Raw genomic sequence first — 19371 nt, forward strand, 5'->3', positions numbered from 1 at the left:
CCTACGATGGCGGGTGTGACCGACACCGACAGGGCCTCCACCCGCCAGGGCAAGGCCGCCCGCACCCGTACCCGGATGCCGGCCGCCGAGCGGCGCGCCTCGATCCTGGCCGCGGCCACCGAGGTCTTCTCCGAGACCGGCTACGAACGGGGCAAGGTCTCCGACATCGCCCGGCGCGTCGGGGTCACGGAACCGGTGGTCTTCCAGAACTTCGGGTCCAAGTCCGCCCTCTACCAGGCGGCCCTCGACCACGTGACCACGGCCGTCACCGCGCTCCTGACCGAGGCCGCGGACACCGGGCGCCCCGTCCCCGACGTACTGGCCGCCTTCCTGGACCCGGCCCACATGGACCGCTTCCACCGGCGTGGCGCCCATGGCTTCCTCTTCGCCGACGCGGCGGCCCTGGCCCACGATCCGGCCCTCGGCGAGGCCGCGCGGAACATCCACCGGAATTTCGCCGAAGCCCTCGCGGGCCTGCTGCGCCGCGGCCAGAGCGAAGGCGACATCCGCGACGACATCAGCGCGGACACCGCCGCCTGGTGGCTGATCTCGCTCCTCGCCGGACGCCCGCTCCGCACCGCCGTGATGCCGGACCGGGCCGCCCAGGAGGCCCGGTTGACGGACATGGCCCTGCGCTCCCTGCTGCCCCCGGGCGCCGGGCATGCCCCCGAGCCCCCGGCCGGCGAGCGGCCGTCCGGCGGCTGACGGCTAGCGGCGGGCGACGGGCGACGGGCGACGGGCGACTGCACGGAACCTCCGGGGAACGCGCCCGTCCGCATCGGCGCGCGGCTCAGCCGCGCCGTAGAATGATGGTTTTGTGGACCATAGGGAACAAAGAAGACAAAGTCCGCGACACGGCCTTCCCCGGTGAATCAGCCGTCGACGTCGTCCCCGGGCCCGGGGGTGCTCAGCCGGACGCACAGCAGAGGTGATCTCCGGTGACTGCCGCCACTCCGCTGATGGTCGTCGACGGCGCGGGCGTCGTCGTCCGGTGGAGCCGCAGAGCGCGCGAGATCTGGCTGCGGTCGGACTCCGAGGCCGTGGGGCGAACGGCCCTCGCCATGGTCACGCCCGACACCGGAAACACCGTCGGCACCGACTCCGTCGACGGCACGAGTCCCGGATCCGGACCCCTGGTCATCCATGACGTCGACGGAAACCCGGTCGACCTTCGTGTCCGGGTGATGCCGCTCTCCGACGGCGCGATCGCCTGGGGCGTCTTCGAGGCGGGCGGCGACGACGCCCCCCGCCGCGGCACACCGACCGCGGTCTTCGACATCCTGCACGCGAACACGCACGAGGCGTTCTTCGTCCTGGACCCCGCGCTGCGCGTCCTCAGCGTCAACGAGGCGGCCCGCGCGCTGACCGGCCTCACGGCGGACCAAGCTCTCGACCGGCCGGTCGGCGAGGTGTGCCGTCCCTCCCGTCCACAGGAGTTCGAGGGCGTCCTGCGGGGTGTGCTCACGGACGGCACGTCCGTCAGCGACTACCTCGTGCAGCTCGAACCGCTGGACGGCTCCTCGCGGGAGCGCTTCGTGAACGTCTCGGCGTTCCCGCTGAGGAACGCGCGCGGCGTGGTCGCCTCCATGACCGAGGTCACGGAGGCGCTGCGGAGCAGAAGGCGGCTGGAGGCACTCGGTTCGGTACGAGAACGGGTCGGCCGGAGCCTGGACGTCGTCACGACCTGCCAGGAACTGGTGGACGCGCTGGTGCCCGGCTTCGCCGACATCGCGGTGGTCGAAGTGGTCGACGCGGTGGTGCGGGGCGAGGATCCTCCGCTCAGCCCCCTCGGGCGCGACATCCCCCTGCGCCGCGCGGCCTTCCGTATCGAGGGCCCCTCCCGCAGGGCGCAGGCCCACCCCGTCGGCGACGTGCGGGCCGTGCCGTCGCCGACCCCGTACTCACAGGTGCTCAGCGATCTCCGGCCACGAACCGTCACGCTGGACAGCGGCACCCCCTGGCTGGACGCCGACCCGGAGCGGGCCCGTGCCATCCGCGCCTCCGGCGCCCGCGTGCTGCTCACCGCCCCGTTGACGCTACGGGGCGCCGTACTCGGGCTGCTGAGCCTCTATCGCGTACGACCGCACAACGACTTCGACGAGAACGATCTCGCCGTCACCGAGGAACTGGCCGCGCACACCGCGCTGAGCCTCGACAACGCGCGCCGCTACACCCGCGAGCACACGATCGCGGCGGCGCTGCAACGCCATCTGCTGCCGCCGGAGCCCCCGTCACAGACAGCCGTGGAATTCGCGCCGCTGCACATCCCGGCCGACGCGGGAGCGGGCACCTGGTACGACGCCTTCGGTCTGCCCGGCGCCCGTACGGCCCTGGTGATCGGGGAGGTCAGCGGAAGCGGCATCGACGCCGCCACCGCCATGGGCCAGATCCGGACGGTGATCCACACGCTCGCGGCGCTCGACCTTGACCCCGACGAACTGCTCGCCCGCCTCAACGACGCGGTCGTACGGCTCGCCCACGAGCGGGAGTCCCTGCCGGCGAGCGATCCGCTGCACCAGCAGCCGCTCAGAGCCGGCTGTGTCTACGCGATCCACGACCCGCTCCAGGAAACCTGCGTCATGGCCTCCGCCGGCCATCCCGCGCCCGTCGTGGCCCACCCCGGCGGTGTCGTGCACGTCCCGCAGATCCCGACGGGCCCCCTTCTGGGCAGCCGGGACGGGCCTCCCTTCGCCAGCGCCTCCGTCCCCGTGCGGGACGGCAGCGTACTCGCGCTGCGCACGACGTCGTTCCCGGTTCCCGAGGGCCCGGACGGCGACCGGGCGAAGGACGCGCTGCACGTCGCACTGACCCGTCTGGACCGCCCCCTCAGCGAGGTACGGGACGATGTCCTGTACCGGCTGCGCGACACGACGGGCCATCACGACGTCCTTCTGCTGCTGGCCCGCACCCGGGCCTTTCCGCCGGACCGCGTCGCCACCTGGTCCCTTGACTTCGCGCCCACGGCGCCCGCGACGGCGCGGCACCACGCCCAGGACCTGCTCCGCAGGTGGCGGGTGAGCGAGGAGACCGCCTTCGCCACCGAGCTGATCGTCAGCGAGCTGGTGACCAACGCCCTGCGGTACGGAGCGCCGCCGATCCGGTTGCGGCTCATCAAGGACGCCACGATCACCTGCGAGGTCAGCGACGCCGGCGGGGCGGCTCCGCGCCTGCGCCACGCACGCGCGGCCGACGAGGGCGGCCGCGGCCTGTTCATCTGCGCGCAGATGAGCCACAACTGGGGCATCCGCTACTCGGCGCCGGGCAAGACGATCTGGACGGAACAGACGCTGCCCTAGGTCCGGGCTCCCCAGGGCCGGACGGTCAGCCGTCCGGAACGGGACGCGGGGTGCGGGGGTGCGGGGTGCGGGGGTGCGGGGGTGCGGGGAGCGTACGGAAAGTGGCGTGCCGCGTGCGGCGTCTACCGTGCCAGGTCGGCCGCGACCTCGCGGGCCGCACGGGCTCCCGACGCCAGCGCGCCCTGGACCGAGCCCGTGGCCCGGTGGTCCCCGCACACATAGCGGCCGGGAGCCACACGGGTGGTCCGGCTGAGCGGCTGCGGGGGCGGCATCGCCGGCAGGGCGTCGGGAACGGTGCGGACGGTCAGCAGGTCCCACCGCGTGGTGTCGGTGCCGTACACCTCGGCGAGCGCGTCGCGCAGCCAGGTCTCCCGGCCCTCCTGGTCGTGCCCGAGTACCGAGGTGGCGATCAGCGACATCCCGGGCGGGGCGTAGCCGCGGACCGCTTCGCTCAGGACGCAGGTGTTGAGGAAACGCCTTCTGGTGTCCGTCAGCAGGACGGGTTCGGCCAGCGGTGAACGGGTCGCGGCGTGGTAGTACGTCGTCACGACGCGGTAGCCGGGGAGGCTCAGCCCGGGCAGCAGCCGGGCGGCCGGTCCCGGCCCCGTGGCCACGACCACGGCCCGCGCGGCGAGTTCGCCCCCGGCGTCCACCTCGACCCCGTCGTCCGTGAGCCGTGTGACCGGGGTGCCGAGACGTACGGCGTCCGGGGGCAGCGCCTCGGCCAGCAGGCGCGGCACCGCCCCGATGCCGGCACCGGGCAGACACAGGGTGCCGCGCAGCATGCTGCGCCAGACGAGATGGAACACCCGGCCGGAGGTCTCCAGCTGGTCCTCCAGGAAGACCCCGGACAGGAAGGGCCGGAAGAACCGCTCCACGAACTCCTCGGAGAATCCGGCCGCCGCCAGCGCGGTGCGGGTCGTACGGTCCTCTCCGCGCCTGAGCCATCCGGCGGGGGCGAGCATGTCCCGGCCGGACAGGGCGGCCAGCGCGATCAGGTCACGGGTTCCCGCGAGGCGCCCCGGGCGCAGGTCGCCCGGTCGCCGCCGGCCACGGGTCGGGTCCTCGAAGCGCAGCGGCCCGTCCTCGGTGTGGACGAGGATGCCGGGCGTGAAGGGCCGCAGCCTCAGCTCGCGCAGGGCGAGCCGGCGCCGGACCTGTGGATAGGACGTGTTGAAGACCTGGAAGCCGCGGTCGACGACGAAGCCTTCGTGCGGGTCGGAACGCATCCGGCCGCCCACCCCGTCCGAGGCCTCCAGGAGCCGGACCCCGAAGCCGTACCCGGCGAGATCGCGGGCGCACGCCAGACCGGCGAGCCCGCCTCCGACGATCAGGACATCGGGCACACCGCGCTTCGCGGTCATGGGCACCATCCTCCGAGCAGCCGGTCCGTCCGCGCGCCGGTGGGCACGCGGAGGTGGTCCGGGCACAGGACGGCGGCCCCGCGCCGTCGCACGCGCCCTCCTGAACCGATCTTCCCGCCGGGCCCGCCCAGTGGATGCGGGGCCACGCCGGTGTCCCGTCCACTCCGGTCACCCAGAGCGGAATAGATGGATATCGACCGATGTTCCCCCCATGTGGAGCGGAGCGGCCTCCGCACACAAGCGGCCCCGGCTGGTCTCCCCCGTCCAGCCGGGGTCTCCCGCTTTTCCCGGTCGCCCGGAGACAGCGAAAACCGCCGGTGCCCCCGGGCAGGGGGCACCGGCGGTCGGCGTCGCGTCAGTGTCCGGAGCCGTAGTGGCCGCCGAGCTGGTCGCGGTAGTGCGGATCGCCGAGATGCTTCTCCTTGTCGAATTCCGGAGCCGCCTTGATCTCGTCCTTGGTCCGGGAGACATGGATCGTCTTGTCCTCGTGACTGATCGCCGTGATCGTTCCGGCGGGCAGCAGGACCTCCTTGCCGAAGATCCAGACGCCGGTGTCGACGACGATGTACTGAGAACCGACCTCGTCGGAGTGCTTGTCGACCTTCCCGATGTGGCCGTCGGTGGCCTCCACCCGGTAGCCGGAGAGATCGGCGTCGGGCGTGTGCCCGCTGGTCGGGCCGTAACCCCAAAGGTTCTCGTTCACGAAGAAGTCCTCCAACTCGTCCACGGATGCGCCGCGGTCCCGGAAGGAATCCGCAGGCGCGTCCTTCGGTGACCGGATCCCGGTCACCATTTCCCGGCGCGCTTTCCGCCGGAGGTCGACGGGTGTCCCCTTCCGGGCCGCTGACACCCGCTCACCGGAAATTCCCCGAATTCCCTTCGCGGCCGCGGACACCTTCGCGCCGTCCCCCGCCTCGCGCTCCGGGGGATGGAGTCACGGGCACCGCGTCGGCGCGCGCGTTCTTCACAGACGCGGTTCACGGTGGCCTGAAACCGACGACTCAGCCGAAACTCGTCTCGGCCTGGACCACCGGCACCCCGACAGGGCGGACCGAGGCGCTCCGGATGCGATCGACTCCGGGCCGCGCAAGCACAGGAACGTTTCACTGAGTAGTTGACCGAACGCCTAAAGTGACGATCGCATCGTCATCGCGGCATTCAATGATCACCCGTTCGGTGGACGCGCTTTTCCGTCATGTCTCGCGGCAGGCACACGAAAGCTCCACAGAGACACCACTATGTGACCGACGAACGCGTCGACGACCACGTCTGAGGGGGGCTGTGGCGTCGCGCCAGGGGGTGGTCGGCTCCATGGGAGCGGTACTCACCCCTGCCCGGGGAGGGGACTTCACCGCATGAAGCGGACCATTCGCGCGACCGCGCCCATCGCAGGCGCGCTCATCGCGTCCGGCCCACCGGCCGACACGGCGCACGCGAACACCGCGCACGTACCCGACAACCACGACCTGCCGACGGGCGTACCCGAGCAGGTCCCCTACAGCCCGGACAACTGAGCCGCGCACCGACCGAAGATCCCGTCCGCGCCTCGGCGGACGGGACGGGCCCGACCACCCCAACCTCGGCCGTGGAGCACATCCATGCACGTTCCCCGCGGCGCGCGCAGCCTCAGCACGACGCGCGTCACCCTGCTCACCGAAGGCACCTACCCGCACAGTCACGGCGGCGTAAGTGTCTGGTGCGACCAACTCGTCGACGGGATGCCCGACTTCGACTTCGACGTCATCGCCGTGACCGGCACCGGACGTGAACCGATCGTGTGGGACATCCCCGCGCAGATCACGGACATCGTCACGGTCCCCATGTGGGGACCCGCGCCCGGAGGCCGCCCTGCGCGCGGGCGGCGCCGCAGGCAACTCGCCTCCGTCTACGAACAGTTCCTGACCGCTCTGGTCGATCCGGGCGCCGAGGACGGGTTCGCCACCGCCCTGTACGCGATGGCGCGGGCCGCGGCGGACGGGACGCTGAGTCCCTTCCTGCGCGGCGACCGGGCGATCAGCGTCCTGACCGGAGTGTGGAACCGCCCGGGTCTGGCCGTCCGTGAGGCCCGGCCGACCCTGCACGACGCCATCACCGCGACCGCCCTGCTGGAGCACGCGCTGCGCCCGCTCACCGCACCGCTGCCCGAGCACGGGGTGGCGCACGCGGTCAGCGGCGGCGTCGCCGTGCTGCCGGGTCTGGCCGCGCTCGAACGGCACGGCGTCCCGCTGCTGTTGACCGAGCACGGCGTCTATCTGCGCGAGCGCTACCTCGGCTACCGCACCGCCCCGTACCGCTGGCCGGTCAAGGCGGTCGTGCTGGGCTTCTTCCGGCTGCTCGCCGAGGAGACGTACCGGCGCGCGGCCCTGATCACCCCGGGCAACCGCTACAACCGGCTGTGGGAGGAACGGGGCGGTGCCGCGCCCGAGTCGATCCGTACGGTCTACAACGGCGTGGACCCGGCCGCGTTCCCGCCGGCCGGTCCCGAACCGGAGCGGCCGACGCTGAGCTGGGCCGGGCGCGTCGACCCGATCAAGGACCTGGAGACCCTGATCCGGGCGTTCGCTCTCGTGCGGGACCGGCTCCCGGACGCGCGGCTGCGGTTGTTCGGCGGCACCCCGCGCGGGGGCGAGGCCTACCGCGAACGCTGCGAGGCGCTGGCCGCCGAGCTGGGGCAGGCGGAGGCGGTCACCTTCGAGGGCCGTGTGGACGACATCAAGGACGCCTACGCCGCGGGCAGCGTCGTGATGCTCTCCAGTATCAGCGAGGGTTTCCCGTTCACCCTGATCGAGGCCATGTCCTGCGGGCGGGCGACCGTGTCCACGGACGTGGGCGGGGTGAGCGAGGCCGTCGGGGACAGCGGTCTCGTCGTCCCGCCGCGCGATCCGGCCGCCATGGCCGCCGCCGCGCTTGACCTGCTCGGCGATGCCGGGCTGCGCGCCTCGATGGGCGAGGCGGCCAGACTGCGCGTCATCGATCAGTTCACCCTGCGGCAGACGGTCGACACGTTCCGGACCATCTACCGGGAACTGTCGGCACTCGGCGGGCTCGTCCCGGGCGTCCCCGCGACGGCCGACGCCCCGCTCGCGGTCCCCGGTGGCCGGGCGACCGCGTCCACGTCCACGTCCACGTCCACGTCCACGTCCACGTCCACGTCCACGTCCACGTCGAGGAGCCTCGCCGGATGAGCGGACCCATGGCGCTGGAACCCGGCGGCACGGAGGGTGACGCGCTGTCCCTGCGGCTCGCCGACGCCCGTACGCCCGCCCGGTCCGCACCCGGCCGCGGCGCGGACGGGGAGGCCGTCGACCGGCTCGCCGCCGAGCTGGCGGAGGGCATCGGACCGGCGGTCCACCCGTACGAGGTGGCGGCCCTGCTGGAGTCGGAGGGGCTGACCGCCGAGATCATCCAGGAACGGTACGGGCACACGGACCTCTTCTCGCTCGCCTCCGCGCTGTACGAGCGGGTGCCGCGCACCTTTCCCGAACCGCCGCGACCGGCCGATCCCTGGCGTCCGGACGCCGTTCGCTGCGGGTTGCGCGGGGCGCTGTTCGCGCTGCCGGGCCTGGCCTATCTGCTGACCGGGCGGCTGTGGCACGCGGGCCGGGATCTCGACGTCCTGGTGGTGGCCGGCCTCGTCTCCTGGGCGCTGGGCCAGGCACTCGGGCACCGTGCCCATGTGCGGATGGCCACAGGCCGTCGCGAAGCGGGCCGGACCCTGCTCAAGGGGGCACCGCTCGGCGCGCTCGCCGCGACGGGGGCCGGGGCGCTGTTCGCCGGGTCCGGCACCGCGATCGGGGTCGCCGCGGCACAGTCGGTGTATCTCGCGGCGGCCGGGGTGCTGCTCGTCCTGGGCGGGGAGCGGCTGCTGCTGGCCGCGCTCGCCCCCCTGATCGCCGGTGCGGCGGCGCTGCCCTGGTGGGATCCCGGGACCGCGGGGCGCGTCGCCCTGGTGCTGCTGTCCGTGCTCGGCGCGGCCGTCGCGGCCGGCTGGGCGCTGCGGTCCGCGTTCGGCTCCTCACCGGCCCCGGGCGCGTCCCGTCCGTCGCTGCTGCGGTCGCTGCCGTACGGGGTGTTCGGACTGTCCGCCGGGGTGCTGGTGCTGCTGGAGGGCCGGCAGCACCCGTACGCCGTGGTCGTGCTGACCGTGAGCATGGGTCCGGCGGAGTGGCTGCTGTACCGGTATCGCGGGATGTCGGTGTCGGCGCTGCGGGCGACCGCGACCCCGCCCGCCTTCCTGCTGCGTTCGACCGGCGTCCTCGGCCTCTGTCTGCTGCTCTACGTGCTCCCGCTGCTGCCCGCGGCCCTGCTCACCGGCGCGGAGCCGGTCCCGCTGCTGCTGCTCGCGGCCACGTTGTGGACCGCGTTGCTGCTCCAGGCCTTCGGGGCGGCCTGGCAGCCGGCCGTGGTCTGCCTGGCGGCGGCCTGCGGCGCCGCCTCGGCCATCACGCTCCGTTCCCTGCCGGGTGCCCTCGTGCTGACCCTGTCCTGCGGCACGGCCTGCCTGTGTCTGGCGGTGTGTGCCGTGCGGCTGCTGGGGCGGCCGGCCCCGCACGCCTGAACCACCACCCCGCACAGCCCTTCCGGACGGCTCCGGAGGGCCACCGTGCCCTCGTCCGCATCACCCATCACCTCCCATCACCTGAACAACCAACCGGAAGGACCCACGAGTTGACCACCCAACCACTCGCCGCCGTCACCGGGGCCGAGGGTTTCATCGGCTCCCACCTCACCGAGGCACTGGTCGCCTCCGGGCACCGGGTGAGGGCGATGGCGCAGTACAACTCCTTCTCCTCGTACGGCTGGCTGGAGACCCTGCGCCCCGACGTCCTGGACCAGGTGGACATCGTCCTGGGCGACGTCCGGGATCCGGGTTCGGTCCGCGCTCTGGCCGAAGGCGCCGACACCGTCTACCACTTGGCCGCGCTCATCGCGATCCCGTACTCCTACCAGGCACCGCACAGCTACGTGGACACCAATGTCACCGGCACGCTCAACGTGCTGGAGGCGGTGCGCGCCCTCGGCACCCCCCGGCTCGTGCACACCTCCACCAGCGAGACCTACGGCACCGCCCGGACCGTGCCCATCACCGAGGACCACCCCATCAACACCCAGTCCCCGTACGCCGCTTCGAAGGCGGGAGGGGACCGGCTGGCCGACAGCTACCACGCGAGTTTCGGCACGCCGGTGGTGACGTTGCGGCCGTTCAACACCTTCGGCCCGCGTCAGTCGATGCGCGCGGTCATCCCCACCGTCATCGGCCAGGTGGCCGCGGGCGAACGCACCATCACCCTCGGCGATCTGCGGCCCACGCGCGACTTCACCTTCGTCGAGGACACCGCGCAGGCGTTCCTCTCCGTAGGCACGGCGCCCGCGGACCGGGTCGTGGGCAGGACCTTCAACGCCGGTACGGGCGGGGAGATCTCGGTCGGCGATCTGGTGGCGCTGATCGGCAAGGTGATGGACACCGCCCTCGACGTGCGCGAGGACGCGGGGCGCGTCCGGCCGGCCAACTCCGAGGTGATGCGGCTGGTCGCCGACGCGACCCGGCTGGCCGGGGCGACCGGCTGGAGCCCCGCCCACGACCTGGAACAAGGGCTCGCGCGGACCGTCGAGTTCTTCCGCGAACCGGCGAACCTGGCCCGCTACAAGACCGGCATCTACAACATCTGACCCCGACCGGCACGTCCCACGAAGGAAGAACCTCATGCACGCAGTAATCCTGGCGGGAGGCAAGGGCGTCCGGCTACGGCCCTACACCACCGCCCTGCCCAAACCGCTCGTTCCCATCGGCGACCAGCACGCCATCCTGGAGATCGTGCTCCGCCAGCTCGCCACGTCCGGCTTCACGAGCTGCACCATCGCCGTGGGCCACCTGGGCGAGATAATCCGCGCCTACGTCGGCGAGGGGTCCCAATGGGGCCTGGACATCGACTACTCCACCGAGGAGAGCCCGCTCGGCACCATGGGACCGCTGCTGACCATGCGTGACCGGCTGCCCGAGTCGTTCCTCGTGATGAACGGCGACGTGCTCACCGATCTCGACTTCGGCGACGTCCTGCTGCGGCACCGCGACTCGGGCGCGCCGCTGACCATCGCGACGTACGCGCGCAAGGTGCGCATCGACTTCGGTGTGCTGACCACCGACGACCGCAAGGTGGTCGCCTTCACGGAGAAGCCGAGCATGGACTACCGCGTCTCCATGGGCGTGTACGGTCTGTCGCGCTCCACGCTCGACGGCTACACACCGGGGCTGCCCCTGGGCTTCGACGAGTTGGTCCTCGACCTGCTGCGGGACGGCAACGAGCCGCACGCCTACGCGTTCGACGGGTACTGGCTCGACATCGGCCGCCCGGACGACTACGACCGGGCAAACGCCGAATTCACCACGCGCAAGTCGCTGTTGCTCAAGGGAGCCTGACCACCGCATGCGCATTCTCGTCCTGGGCTTCACCGGCTATCTGGGCGGCCATGTCGTCGAGCACCTGCGCACCCTGTCGGGTGTACGGGTGCTCGGCGGCGGGCGTTCGCCCGCCGCCGAGTTCGGCATCGACCTGGCCACCGCCCGCCGCGAGCGGCTGGTCCCGGCCCTGGCCTCGGCCGCACCCGACGCCGTCATCAACTGCGCCGGCGCGACCGGCGGTGACGCCGTGACCCTCTCCGAGGTCAACTCCCGTGGCCCGGCGGCCCTTTGCGCCGCGCTGCGTGAGGCGGCGCCGTCCGCCCGGCTGGTCCATCTGGGCTCGGCCGCCGAATACGGTCCCGGCGTCCGGGACACCGCCGTGACCGAGTCCGCGCCCACCTGTCCGCTCACCACGTACGGAGCCACCAAGCTCGCGGGCACGGTCACCGTCACCACGTCCGGCCTCGACGCGGTGGTGCTGCGGGTGGGCAACCCCGTGGGTCCGGGAGCACCGTCCACGGGGCTTCCGGGCCGGATCGCGGGACTGCTCCGCGAGGCCGGGACGGACCCGGACGCGGTCATCCGACTGGGCGACCTCTCGGCGTACCGCGACTTCGTGGACGTACGCGATGTGGCGCGGGCGGCGGCCGCCGCGGCGACCACCCCCGGGCCGCTGCCGCGGGTCCTCAACATCGGGGGAGGCAAGGCCGTCCCGGTGCGTGACCTGGTGTGCGGTCTGGCACGTGCCGCCGGGTTCCGGGGGCGCATCGAGGAGAACGGCGGCGGTTCCACCCGCTCGGGCGACGTGTCGTGGCAGTGCTCCGACGTCACCGCCGCCGGGGAGGCACTCGGCTGGCGGCCGGAGCTGACACTCGACGACTCACTGGCCGCCCTCTGGACCGCCACGACGGGGACCGGTCCCGCCCCGCGGAGAGAAGGCGAACGGACCCCATGAGCCTGCTGATTCCGCTGTACGTCCACCCGGGCGACGACCCGGGCGCCTGGCAGCGGCTGACCGAAACGGCCGACCGGACGTACGGGGTCGTCATCAACCCGGCCGACGGGCCGGGCGAGGGCCCGGATCCCGCGTTCGCCGCGGCGGCCGACGCGCTGTGCTCGGCCGGTGCACGGCTGCTCGGCTATGTCGACACCGACTACGGCGCGCGCGATCCGGACCTCATCGCGGACGAGGTCCTGCGGCACCGGGACTGGTACGGAACGCAAGGGTGTTTCCTCGACCGGGTGGCACCGACTCCGAAGGCGCTTCCCGGCTGCGAGCGGCTGGTGCGGAGTCTGCGCGGGCTCGGCGCGGCTCCGGTCGTGCTGAACATGGGAGTCCACCCGGCGCCGGGGTACGCCCGCTGCGCCGATCTGCTCGTCACGTTCGAGGGCCACTGGTCCACCTATGTCGCGGCGTTCAGCAGACCGGCGTGGACCGTGCGGCACGCGCCCGAGCTGTTCTGTCATCTGGTCTACGGCGTTCCCGAGGCGCTCGTCCCGCTGGCCGTTCGCACCGCGCGTGACCGCGGCGCGGCGGTGGCCGGACCCGTGACGGGCGAACTCCCCAACCCCTGGTCGCGGTTGACGCCCGCCCTGAGCGAGCCGGGTTCCTGAGCGGCCCCTGCCCCGACCACCTTCCGGCTCACCTCTCCTTCCCCGGTTTGATGGCATGTCTAGGTCAAATCTGCGAGGCTTTCCGATGCCGTCGCCCTGACCCCAGGGTGACGGCACGGAAATCTCACCAAGCGACCGCGCGCACCCGTGCGCGGCCCGCGGCCACCCAGCGGCGCACCCCAGTCGTCCCGGGCGGCCACCGAGCAGGCCGGAATCCCGGCCGCCTCAAAGGAGTTTCGTGTGAGACCGACCCCCCTCAAGGCCCTGGCGGCACGCGTTCTCGTCGTCGCCGCCCTGGCCGCAGTCTCGCTCCCCGGCACCCCCGCGGGGGCCTCGCCGAGCACCGCGCCGGCCGCCGCGGCCGCCTGCACACCCGCCCAGGTGGTGACCAACGGCGGCTTCGAGAGCGGCACTTCGCCCTGGACCCAGTCCTCGACCACCGTGATCACCAGCCGGACCGGCCAGAGTGCCCACGGCGGCACCAGCTTCGCCTGGCTGGACGGCGTGGGCAGCACCCACACGGACACGCTCTCGCAGAGCGTCACGATCCCCTCCGGGTGCAGCAGTGCCAGCCTCACGTTCTGGCTGCACATCGACACGGCGGAGACGACCTCGTCGACGGCCTACGACAAGCTGACGGCGAAGATCGGCAGCACGACCCTGGCGACGTACTCGAACCTCAACAAGGCGTCCGGGTACGCCCAGAAGACGTTCGACGTCTCGGCGTTCGCCGGCCAGACCGTGACCGTCGCGTTCACCGGCACCGAGGACTCCAGCCTCCAGACGAGCTTCGTCCTCGACGACATCGCCCTCAACACCTCGGGTGCCACGACCCCGCCGGCCGACTCCACCCGCACGCCCGCCGCCCCGGGGTACACGGTCAGCCTGACCAGCAACACGAGCGGCGCCGGCTGGACCGGTCACGAGAGCGTGACCTTCACCAACGCCTCCTCCACCGCGCTCAGCGAGGTGTACCTGAGGCTGTGGGACAACTACCACGGCACCTGCTCCGCGATGCCCATCACCGTCAGCAACGTCAGCGGCGGCACCGCCGGAGCCCTCTCGGTCGGCTGCACGGCCCTCCAGGTCAGCCTGACGTCACCGGTGGCCCAGGGCCAGAGCGCGACGATCGGCTTCGACCTGGCCATCACCGTGCCCAGCGGCGCCGACCGCTTCGGCTACGACGGCGCCTTCGTCAACATCGGCAACGCCCTGCCCGTCCTGGCGGTCAAGGACGGCGCCGGCTGGCACCTGGACCCCTACACCAACAACGGCGAGTCCTTCTACTCGCTGGCCGCCGACTTCAAGGTGACCCTCGACCACCCGACGAGCCTCCTCGTCCCGGCCACCGGCACCTCGGTCGACACCGCCGGATCGAGCGGCCGTACGGTCACCACGGCCACGGCCTCCAAGGTCCGTGACTTCGCCTGGGCCGCCGGGCCGTTCACCAAGATCTCCGGCACCTCCCCCGCCGGCACCGCGATCAACATCTACTCCGTCTCGGGCATCAGCTCCTCCGACTCCCAGTCGATGCTCACCACCGCCAAGTCCGCGGTGGACGCCCACGCCGCGCGCTTCGGCGCGTACCCGTACGGCGAGCTGGACGCCGTGATCGACAACAACTACTGGTTCGGCGGCATGGAGTACCCCGGCTTCGTCCTCGACCTGGTCAGCACAACGGCGCTCACCCACGAGATCGGTCACCAGTGGTTCTACGGGATCGTCGGTGACGACGAGTACAACAGCCCGTGGCTCGACGAGTCGTTCACGGACTACGCCACCGACCTGGCCCAGGGCAAGACCGGAACCAGCTGCTGGAGCAGCGTCTCCTGGGCCTCGAGCGCGGAGAACATCACCAACTCGATGGCCTACTGGGACGCTCACTCGTCCCGCTACTCCACCGTCGTCTACGGCTACGGCAAGTGCGCCCTGCACGACCTGCGGCGCGTGCTCGGCGACACCGCCATGGCCAACCTGCTGAAGAGCTACGCCACTTCGCACTGGTACGGCGTCTCGACCACGGCCGAGTTCAAGGCGGCCGCCCAGGCCGCCACGACCACGGACCTGACGTCGTTCTGGACGACCCACCGCATCGTGGGCTGATCCTCTTCCGCGCGGCCTGTTCCCGTGTCCGTCGCGGTGACACCTCCGGGCGTCACCGCGACGGGCATGGCCGGCCGGACCGGGGGCAGGTTCCGCCGTACGGCGGCTCCCGGTCCGGGAGCACGGCGCCCGATCATGGGATCAGGGAGCCACCGTGCTCGGTGCGAGGAGACGTCATGGTGTTGGTACCGCCCCCGTTCGACCCCGAACTGGGCATCGCCCTCGCGGCGGTGGGACCGTCCGATCCGTCCGGGCCGAGCCCGGCGGACATCGCCGCCCTGCGCGGGGTGCCGGAGTCCGCCGTGCCCGCGTACGACCTCACCGACGGCGGCGCCTTCACGACCACGGACCTGACGGTGCCGGGGCCCGAGGGCGCTCCCGACATCTCGCTGTTCGTCGTCAGGCCCCTGGCGCCGCCCGGGAACGGGCCGCGCCCGGTGATCTACCACTCCCACGGCGGCGGAATGGTTCTCGGCAACAACCGGGCCGGGGTGGAGGTCGTCCTGGAGTGGGCGAGGGAGCTGGACGCGGTCGTGGTGTCCGTGGAGTACCGGCTGGCGCCCGAACACCCGTATCCGGCCGGGGTGGAGGACGTCTACGCCGGTCTGCTGTGGACGGCGCGGCACGCCGGGGAGCTCGGCGGCGATCCGGAGCGGATCGTCGTCGCGGGCGCCAGCGCGGGCGGGGGCCTCACCGCGGCGCTCGCCCTGCTCGCCCGGGACCGCGAGGGGCCGCGGGCGCTCGGGCAGGTCCTGATGTATCCGATGCTCGACGACCGCAACGACACTCCGTCCGCGCACCAGATGGCGGGCGTCGGTGCCTGGGACCGTACGGCCAACGAGACCGCGTGGACCGCCGTGCTGGGCGAGGCGCGCGGCGGCCCGGACGTGCCCGCCTACGCCGCCCCGGCGCGGGCCTCGGACCTGTCCGGGCTGCCCCCCGCCTTCCTCGACGTCGGCTCCGCGGAGACCTTCCGGGACGAGGTCGTCGACTACGCCTCCCGGATCTGGCGGGCCGGCGGGGTGGCCGAGCTGCATGTGTGGCCCGGCGGCTTCCACGGCTTCGACGCCTTCGCCCCGCACACCGTGCTCGCCCGGGACGCCCGCGCGGCCCGGACCGCCTGGCTGCGCAGGCTCCTGGCCCGATGACGGCCTAGGTGTATTGACCCGCAGCGTTGTTCACACGGCTGATGGGTGGCTGGCCTCCGAGGGCGGTGTGGCAGCGATGGTAGTTGTAGCCGTGGAGGAAGTCGTCCAGGGCGGCCGTGCGTTCGTCGTTGCTGGTGTAGGGCCGCAGGTAGGCCCATTCGTCGAGCAGGGTGCGGTTGAAGCGTTCGACCTTGCCGTTGGTCTGCGGCCGGTAGGCGCGCGTCAGCTTTCCGGTCGCGCCGATCTCGGCGAGGGCCTGTTTCCAGGCCAGGCCCTTGCGGTAGGCCCAGGCGTTGTCGGTGAGCACGCGTTCGATGCGGGTGATGCCGTGCGTGTGGAAGAACGCAGCCGCGCGGGTGAGGAAGCCCGCGCAGGTGGCGACCTTCTCGTCCGGGTGGATCTCGCTGTAGGCGAGGCGACTGTGGTCGTCGACGGCGGAGTGGACGTAGTCGAAGCCCATGCTGCTGCGGGTGGCGCGGCCGGCCTGGCGTCCGAGGACTTTGTGGCCGCCGCCGTCGGGGATCCGACCGAGCTTCTTGACGTCGATGTGGATCAGTTCGCCGGGCCGGTCGCGTTCGTAGCGGCGGATGACCTGGCCGGTGGGCCGGTCCAGGTGGGCCAGGCGGTTCAGGCCGTGGCGGGTCAGGATCCGGTGGATGGTCGAGGCGGGCAGGCCCAGGATCGGGCCGAGCCGTGCGGGACCGAGTTTGCGGGCCTGCCGCAGTTGGCAGACCCGGGCCTCCAGGGCCGCAGGTGTGCGATGCGGTGTCGTCCGGGGCCGGCTGGAGCGGTCGGCGAGGCCCGGTTCGCCCTCGTCCCGCCAGCGGCGGACCCACTTGTGGGCCGTGGCTCGGGAGACGCCCATCTCGGCCGCCACATGAGCGACCGGGCGGCCCGCGCAGACACGTTCGACCAGCAGCCGCCTGCCATGAACGGTCAGCCGGGCATTACGGTGGGACACGAAGACCTCCGTGCGGTGCAGTCCTAGACAGCTCCACCACATCGGAGGTCTTCGCCATGTTCAAGACCCGCCAGTGTCAACAACGCTCGTGATCAATACACCTAGGGCCTGTCGCGCCCGCGGTCGTTCAGACGGGCAGCAGCCGGCCGATCAACGCGCTGAGCTGCTGGGCGTTGCGGCACTCGTGCATCTCCACGAGGTCGGCGTAGGCGAGGGCGGCCGAGTCGCCCGTGCCCCACTGCGAGCGTGCCTCGGGGTTCAGCCAGTACAGGCGGCGGGCCTGCCGGGTGAGCTGCCGGACGGCGGGCAGGTTGGGATCGCTCATGTTCGTCCGCGCGTCGCCGAGGACGAAGACCGTCGTCCGGGAGCCGACCGCTCCGGTGTACCGCTCGGCGAACTCGCCGAGGGCGACGCCGTAGTCGCTGCTGCCGTGCCAGCCCGTGATCGCCGCCTCCGCACGGATCCGGGCGCTCAGCCCCTCGGGGTCGGCCGAGCCGGGCCCGATCAGACCGGTCACCTCGTCGACCCGGTTGACGAAGGCGAACACCCGCACCTTGCTGAACTGGTCGTGCAGCGCCTGCACGAGCAGCATCGTGAAGTCCGAGAACCCCGACACCGATCCCGACACGTCGCACAGCAGCACCAGTTCGGGCCGCACGGGACGGCGTCTGCGCAGCACGGGGCGCATCGGCACCCCACCCGTGGACAGCGATCCGCGCAGGGTGCGCCGCAGGTCGATGGTGCCCCGGTGCGCACGGCGGCGGCGCGCGGCGAGGCGGGTGGCCAGTTTGCGCGCGAGCGGCCGCACGGCCTTGCGCAGTTCGGCGAGCCGGTCGCGTCCGGCGAACAGGAAGTCGACGCGGTCGGCGGTCGGTGCCACCGCTCGCCGGGCGATCTCGTCCCGGTCGCGCCGCTCGGCGATCCGTCGCCGTGCCTCCGTCGCGACCTGCCTGCGGAACACCTCGATGCGCCGGCGGATCTCGTCCTCAAGCAGCCGGTCGGTGAATCCCTCCGCGCCGCCCCGCGCACGGACGGTGTCCCGCACGCGGGCCAGCAGCGTCTGCGGCCGCAACCGGTCGAGCGTCTGGTACGACGACCAGCCGTCGCTCGCCGTCGTACCGCCGTAGCCGCCGAATCCGTCGACGGCCTCGATCGCCAACTGCCCCATGAGGGCTTGGTCGTCGGCGGCCAGAGCGGCCGCGAGACGCTCCCGCAGTTCGTCCCGGTCCGCGGGCGCCGCGCTGTCCGGCGCCCCTACGCCCCGCGGGAAGTACACGTCGAAGACGGGGTCGAACACCCGGCGCTGTCCGGGGTTGTGGAGGAGGGTGGCGGCCAGCCCCTCGCGCAGCCGGTCACGGTCCGCGAAGCCCAGCGCCGCCACCGCCCGCGCGGCGTCCACGGTCTCGCCGGTGCCGATCCGCACGCCGTGCGAGCGCAGTGCGCCGACGAGTCCGGTCAGCCGGTCCGCGATTCCGTCCGCCTGCGCGGCGGCGTTCACACGGCGCCCAGGTCGAGCTTGGCCGCCGCCTTCAGTACGTCGTCCTGGTGCTTGAGGATGACTCCGAGGCTGTCGCGTACGACGTTCTCGTCGAGGGTGTCGGCGCCCAGCGCGAGCAGGGTGCGGGCCCAGTCGATGGTCTCGGCGACGGAGGGGACCTTCCGCAGGTCCATCTCCCGCAGCGCCCCGACGACCCGCACGACGGACTCGGTGAGCGCCTCGTCGAGTCCGGGCACCTTCAGCCGTACGATCCGGCGCTCCAACTCCTCGTCGGGGAAGCCGATGTGGAGGAAGAGGCAGCGGCGGCGCAGGGCCTCGGACAACTCGCGGCTGGCGTTCGAGGTGAGCACCACGAACGGGCGGCTGGTCGCCTTGATCGTGCCCAGCTCGGGGACGGTGACCTGGAAGTCGCTGAGCACTTCGAGCAGCAGGCCCTCGACCTCGATGTCGGCCTTGTCGGTCTCGTCGATCAGCAGGACCTTCGGGTCGTCGCCGCGGATGGCGGTCAGCAGCGGGCGCGGCAGCAGGAACTCCTCGGAGAAGATGTCCGTGCGTGTCTCGTCCCACGACTCGTCCCGGCCGGCGGTGATGCGCAGCAGTTGCTTGGCATGGTTCCACTCGTACAGCGCCCGTGACTCGTCGACGCCTTCGTAGCACTGGAGGCGGACGAGCCGGGCCCCGGCGACCTGGGCGACGGCCTTGGCGAGTTCGGTCTTGCCGACGCCGGCGGGCCCCTCCACCAGGAGGGGTTTGCCGAGCCGGTCGGCCAGGAAGACCGTGGTCGCGACGGCCGGCGACGCGAGGTAGCCCGTGTCGGCGAGGCGTGCGCAGACGTCGTCGACGGATGTGAACAGCAACAGGGCCTCCAGCACGCGCGAGCGAGGTCGGACTCACTATCTAAGCGCTTGTTCACCCTCGCTGTCACGTGTGACGGCCCCCACGACGCAGCGGCGCCCGGCAGGGGCGGCACCCCCGGCCCCGGGGCTC

16 protein-coding genes are annotated in these 19371 nt (G+C 72.3%); 11 read left to right on the plus strand and 5 right to left on the minus strand.

All coding sequences use genetic code 11. The annotated features are described in order from the left end of the window. The first annotated feature begins 15 nt into the window (after positions 1–15). Both OG780_RS04605 and OG780_RS04610 read left to right on the plus strand, forming a co-directional pair. Positions 16–705: a TetR/AcrR family transcriptional regulator gene (locus OG780_RS04605; RefSeq protein WP_328444937.1), complete on the plus strand. Its 690-nt coding sequence runs from the start codon at positions 16–18 to the stop codon at positions 703–705. A 233-nt stretch (positions 706–938) separates the two neighbouring features. Beyond that, positions 939–3296 (plus strand): SpoIIE family protein phosphatase, encoded by a 2358-nt coding sequence (locus OG780_RS04610; RefSeq protein WP_328444939.1) that lies wholly within the window; start codon positions 939–941, stop codon positions 3294–3296. Between the two features lie 122 nt (positions 3297–3418). On the opposite strand, the gene OG780_RS04615 is transcribed toward OG780_RS04610, so the two are convergent. Both OG780_RS04615 and OG780_RS04620 read right to left on the minus strand, forming a co-directional pair. Beyond that, positions 3419–4660: an NAD(P)/FAD-dependent oxidoreductase gene (locus OG780_RS04615; RefSeq protein ID WP_328444941.1), complete on the minus strand. Its 1242-nt coding sequence runs from the start codon at positions 4658–4660 to the stop codon at positions 3419–3421. A gap of 355 nt (positions 4661–5015) precedes the next feature. Next, the gene (locus OG780_RS04620; protein ID WP_328444943.1) at positions 5016–5363 is read right to left on the minus strand and encodes a PRC-barrel domain containing protein; all 348 of its coding nucleotides are present in this window, start codon (positions 5361–5363) and stop codon (positions 5016–5018) included. Between the two features lie 652 nt (positions 5364–6015). On the opposite strand from OG780_RS04620, the gene OG780_RS04625 reads away from it, so the two are divergent. The 9 genes from OG780_RS04625 to OG780_RS04665 all read left to right on the plus strand — a co-directional run bounded on the left by OG780_RS04625 (position 6016) and on the right by OG780_RS04665 (position 15925). Next, on the plus strand, positions 6016–6174 hold the full coding sequence (locus OG780_RS04625) for a hypothetical protein (protein ID WP_328444945.1): 159 nt from the start codon (positions 6016–6018) through the stop codon (positions 6172–6174). A gap of 84 nt (positions 6175–6258) precedes the next feature. Continuing rightward, positions 6259–7845, plus strand: a complete 1587-nt coding sequence (pelF, locus tag OG780_RS04630; protein WP_328444947.1) for a GT4 family glycosyltransferase PelF — start codon at positions 6259–6261, stop codon at positions 7843–7845. Continuing rightward, positions 7842–9218, plus strand: a complete 1377-nt coding sequence (locus OG780_RS04635; RefSeq protein WP_328444949.1) for a hypothetical protein — start codon at positions 7842–7844, stop codon at positions 9216–9218. The genes pelF and OG780_RS04635 overlap by 4 nt, the downstream gene beginning before the upstream one ends. Positions 9219–9328: 110 nt before the next feature. Continuing rightward, complete coding sequence (locus tag OG780_RS04640) at positions 9329–10330, plus strand: SDR family NAD(P)-dependent oxidoreductase (protein ID WP_328444951.1); 1002 nt, start codon at positions 9329–9331, stop codon at positions 10328–10330. Positions 10331–10364: 34 nt separating this feature from the next. Then, complete coding sequence (locus tag OG780_RS04645; protein ID WP_328444953.1) at positions 10365–11078, plus strand: sugar phosphate nucleotidyltransferase; 714 nt, start codon at positions 10365–10367, stop codon at positions 11076–11078. 7 nt (positions 11079–11085) lie between these two features. Beyond that, a complete protein-coding gene (locus OG780_RS04650) occupies positions 11086–12015 on the plus strand; it encodes an NAD-dependent epimerase/dehydratase family protein (RefSeq protein ID WP_328444955.1) in 930 nt (309 codons plus the stop codon). Then, entirely contained in the window at positions 12012–12674 is a 663-nt protein-coding gene (locus OG780_RS04655; protein ID WP_328444958.1) for a spherulation-specific family 4 protein, read from the plus strand. The genes OG780_RS04650 and OG780_RS04655 overlap by 4 nt, the downstream gene beginning before the upstream one ends. 240 nt (positions 12675–12914) lie before the next feature. Next, complete coding sequence (locus tag OG780_RS04660) at positions 12915–14777, plus strand: M1 family aminopeptidase (RefSeq protein ID WP_328444960.1); 1863 nt, start codon at positions 12915–12917, stop codon at positions 14775–14777. 176 nt (positions 14778–14953) lie between these two features. Continuing rightward, a complete protein-coding gene (locus OG780_RS04665; RefSeq protein WP_328444962.1) occupies positions 14954–15925 on the plus strand; it encodes an alpha/beta hydrolase in 972 nt (323 codons plus the stop codon). A gap of 4 nt (positions 15926–15929) precedes the next feature. Here OG780_RS04665 and OG780_RS04670 read toward each other — a convergent pair whose 3' ends face one another. The 3 genes from OG780_RS04670 to OG780_RS04680 all read right to left on the minus strand — a co-directional run bounded on the left by OG780_RS04670 (position 15930) and on the right by OG780_RS04680 (position 19238). Next, complete coding sequence (locus tag OG780_RS04670; RefSeq protein WP_328444966.1) at positions 15930–16886, minus strand: IS481 family transposase; 957 nt, start codon at positions 16884–16886, stop codon at positions 15930–15932. Positions 16887–17013: 127 nt separating this feature from the next. Beyond that, a complete protein-coding gene (locus tag OG780_RS04675; RefSeq protein WP_328444968.1) occupies positions 17014–18384 on the minus strand; it encodes a VWA domain-containing protein in 1371 nt (456 codons plus the stop codon). After that, on the minus strand, positions 18381–19238 hold the full coding sequence (locus OG780_RS04680; protein WP_326790669.1) for an AAA family ATPase: 858 nt from the start codon (positions 19236–19238) through the stop codon (positions 18381–18383). The genes OG780_RS04675 and OG780_RS04680 overlap by 4 nt, the downstream gene beginning before the upstream one ends. Positions 19239–19371: the final 133 nt, after the last annotated feature.

It is taken from the genome of Streptomyces sp. NBC_00386, from assembly GCF_036063235.1.
Classification (GTDB): domain Bacteria; phylum Actinomycetota; class Actinomycetes; order Streptomycetales; family Streptomycetaceae; genus Streptomyces.

Excerpts from the sequence above, each read along its gene's own strand:
- OG780_RS04665 (WP_328444962.1), top strand. The coding sequence starts at position 14,954 with ATGGTGTTGGTACCGCCCCCGTTCGACCCCGAACTGGGCATCGCCCTC.
- OG780_RS04615 (WP_328444941.1), bottom strand. The coding sequence starts at position 4,660 with ATGACCGCGAAGCGCGGTGTGCCCGATGTCCTGATCGTCGGAGGCGGG.
- OG780_RS04650 (WP_328444955.1), top strand. The coding sequence starts at position 11,086 with ATGCGCATTCTCGTCCTGGGCTTCACCGGCTATCTGGGCGGCCATGTC.
- pelF (WP_328444947.1), top strand. The coding sequence starts at position 6,259 with ATGCACGTTCCCCGCGGCGCGCGCAGCCTCAGCACGACGCGCGTCACC.
- OG780_RS04625 (WP_328444945.1), top strand. The coding sequence starts at position 6,016 with ATGAAGCGGACCATTCGCGCGACCGCGCCCATCGCAGGCGCGCTCATC.
- OG780_RS04645 (WP_328444953.1), top strand. The coding sequence starts at position 10,365 with ATGCACGCAGTAATCCTGGCGGGAGGCAAGGGCGTCCGGCTACGGCCC.
- OG780_RS04635 (WP_328444949.1), top strand. The coding sequence starts at position 7,842 with ATGAGCGGACCCATGGCGCTGGAACCCGGCGGCACGGAGGGTGACGCG.
- OG780_RS04655 (WP_328444958.1), top strand. The coding sequence starts at position 12,012 with ATGAGCCTGCTGATTCCGCTGTACGTCCACCCGGGCGACGACCCGGGC.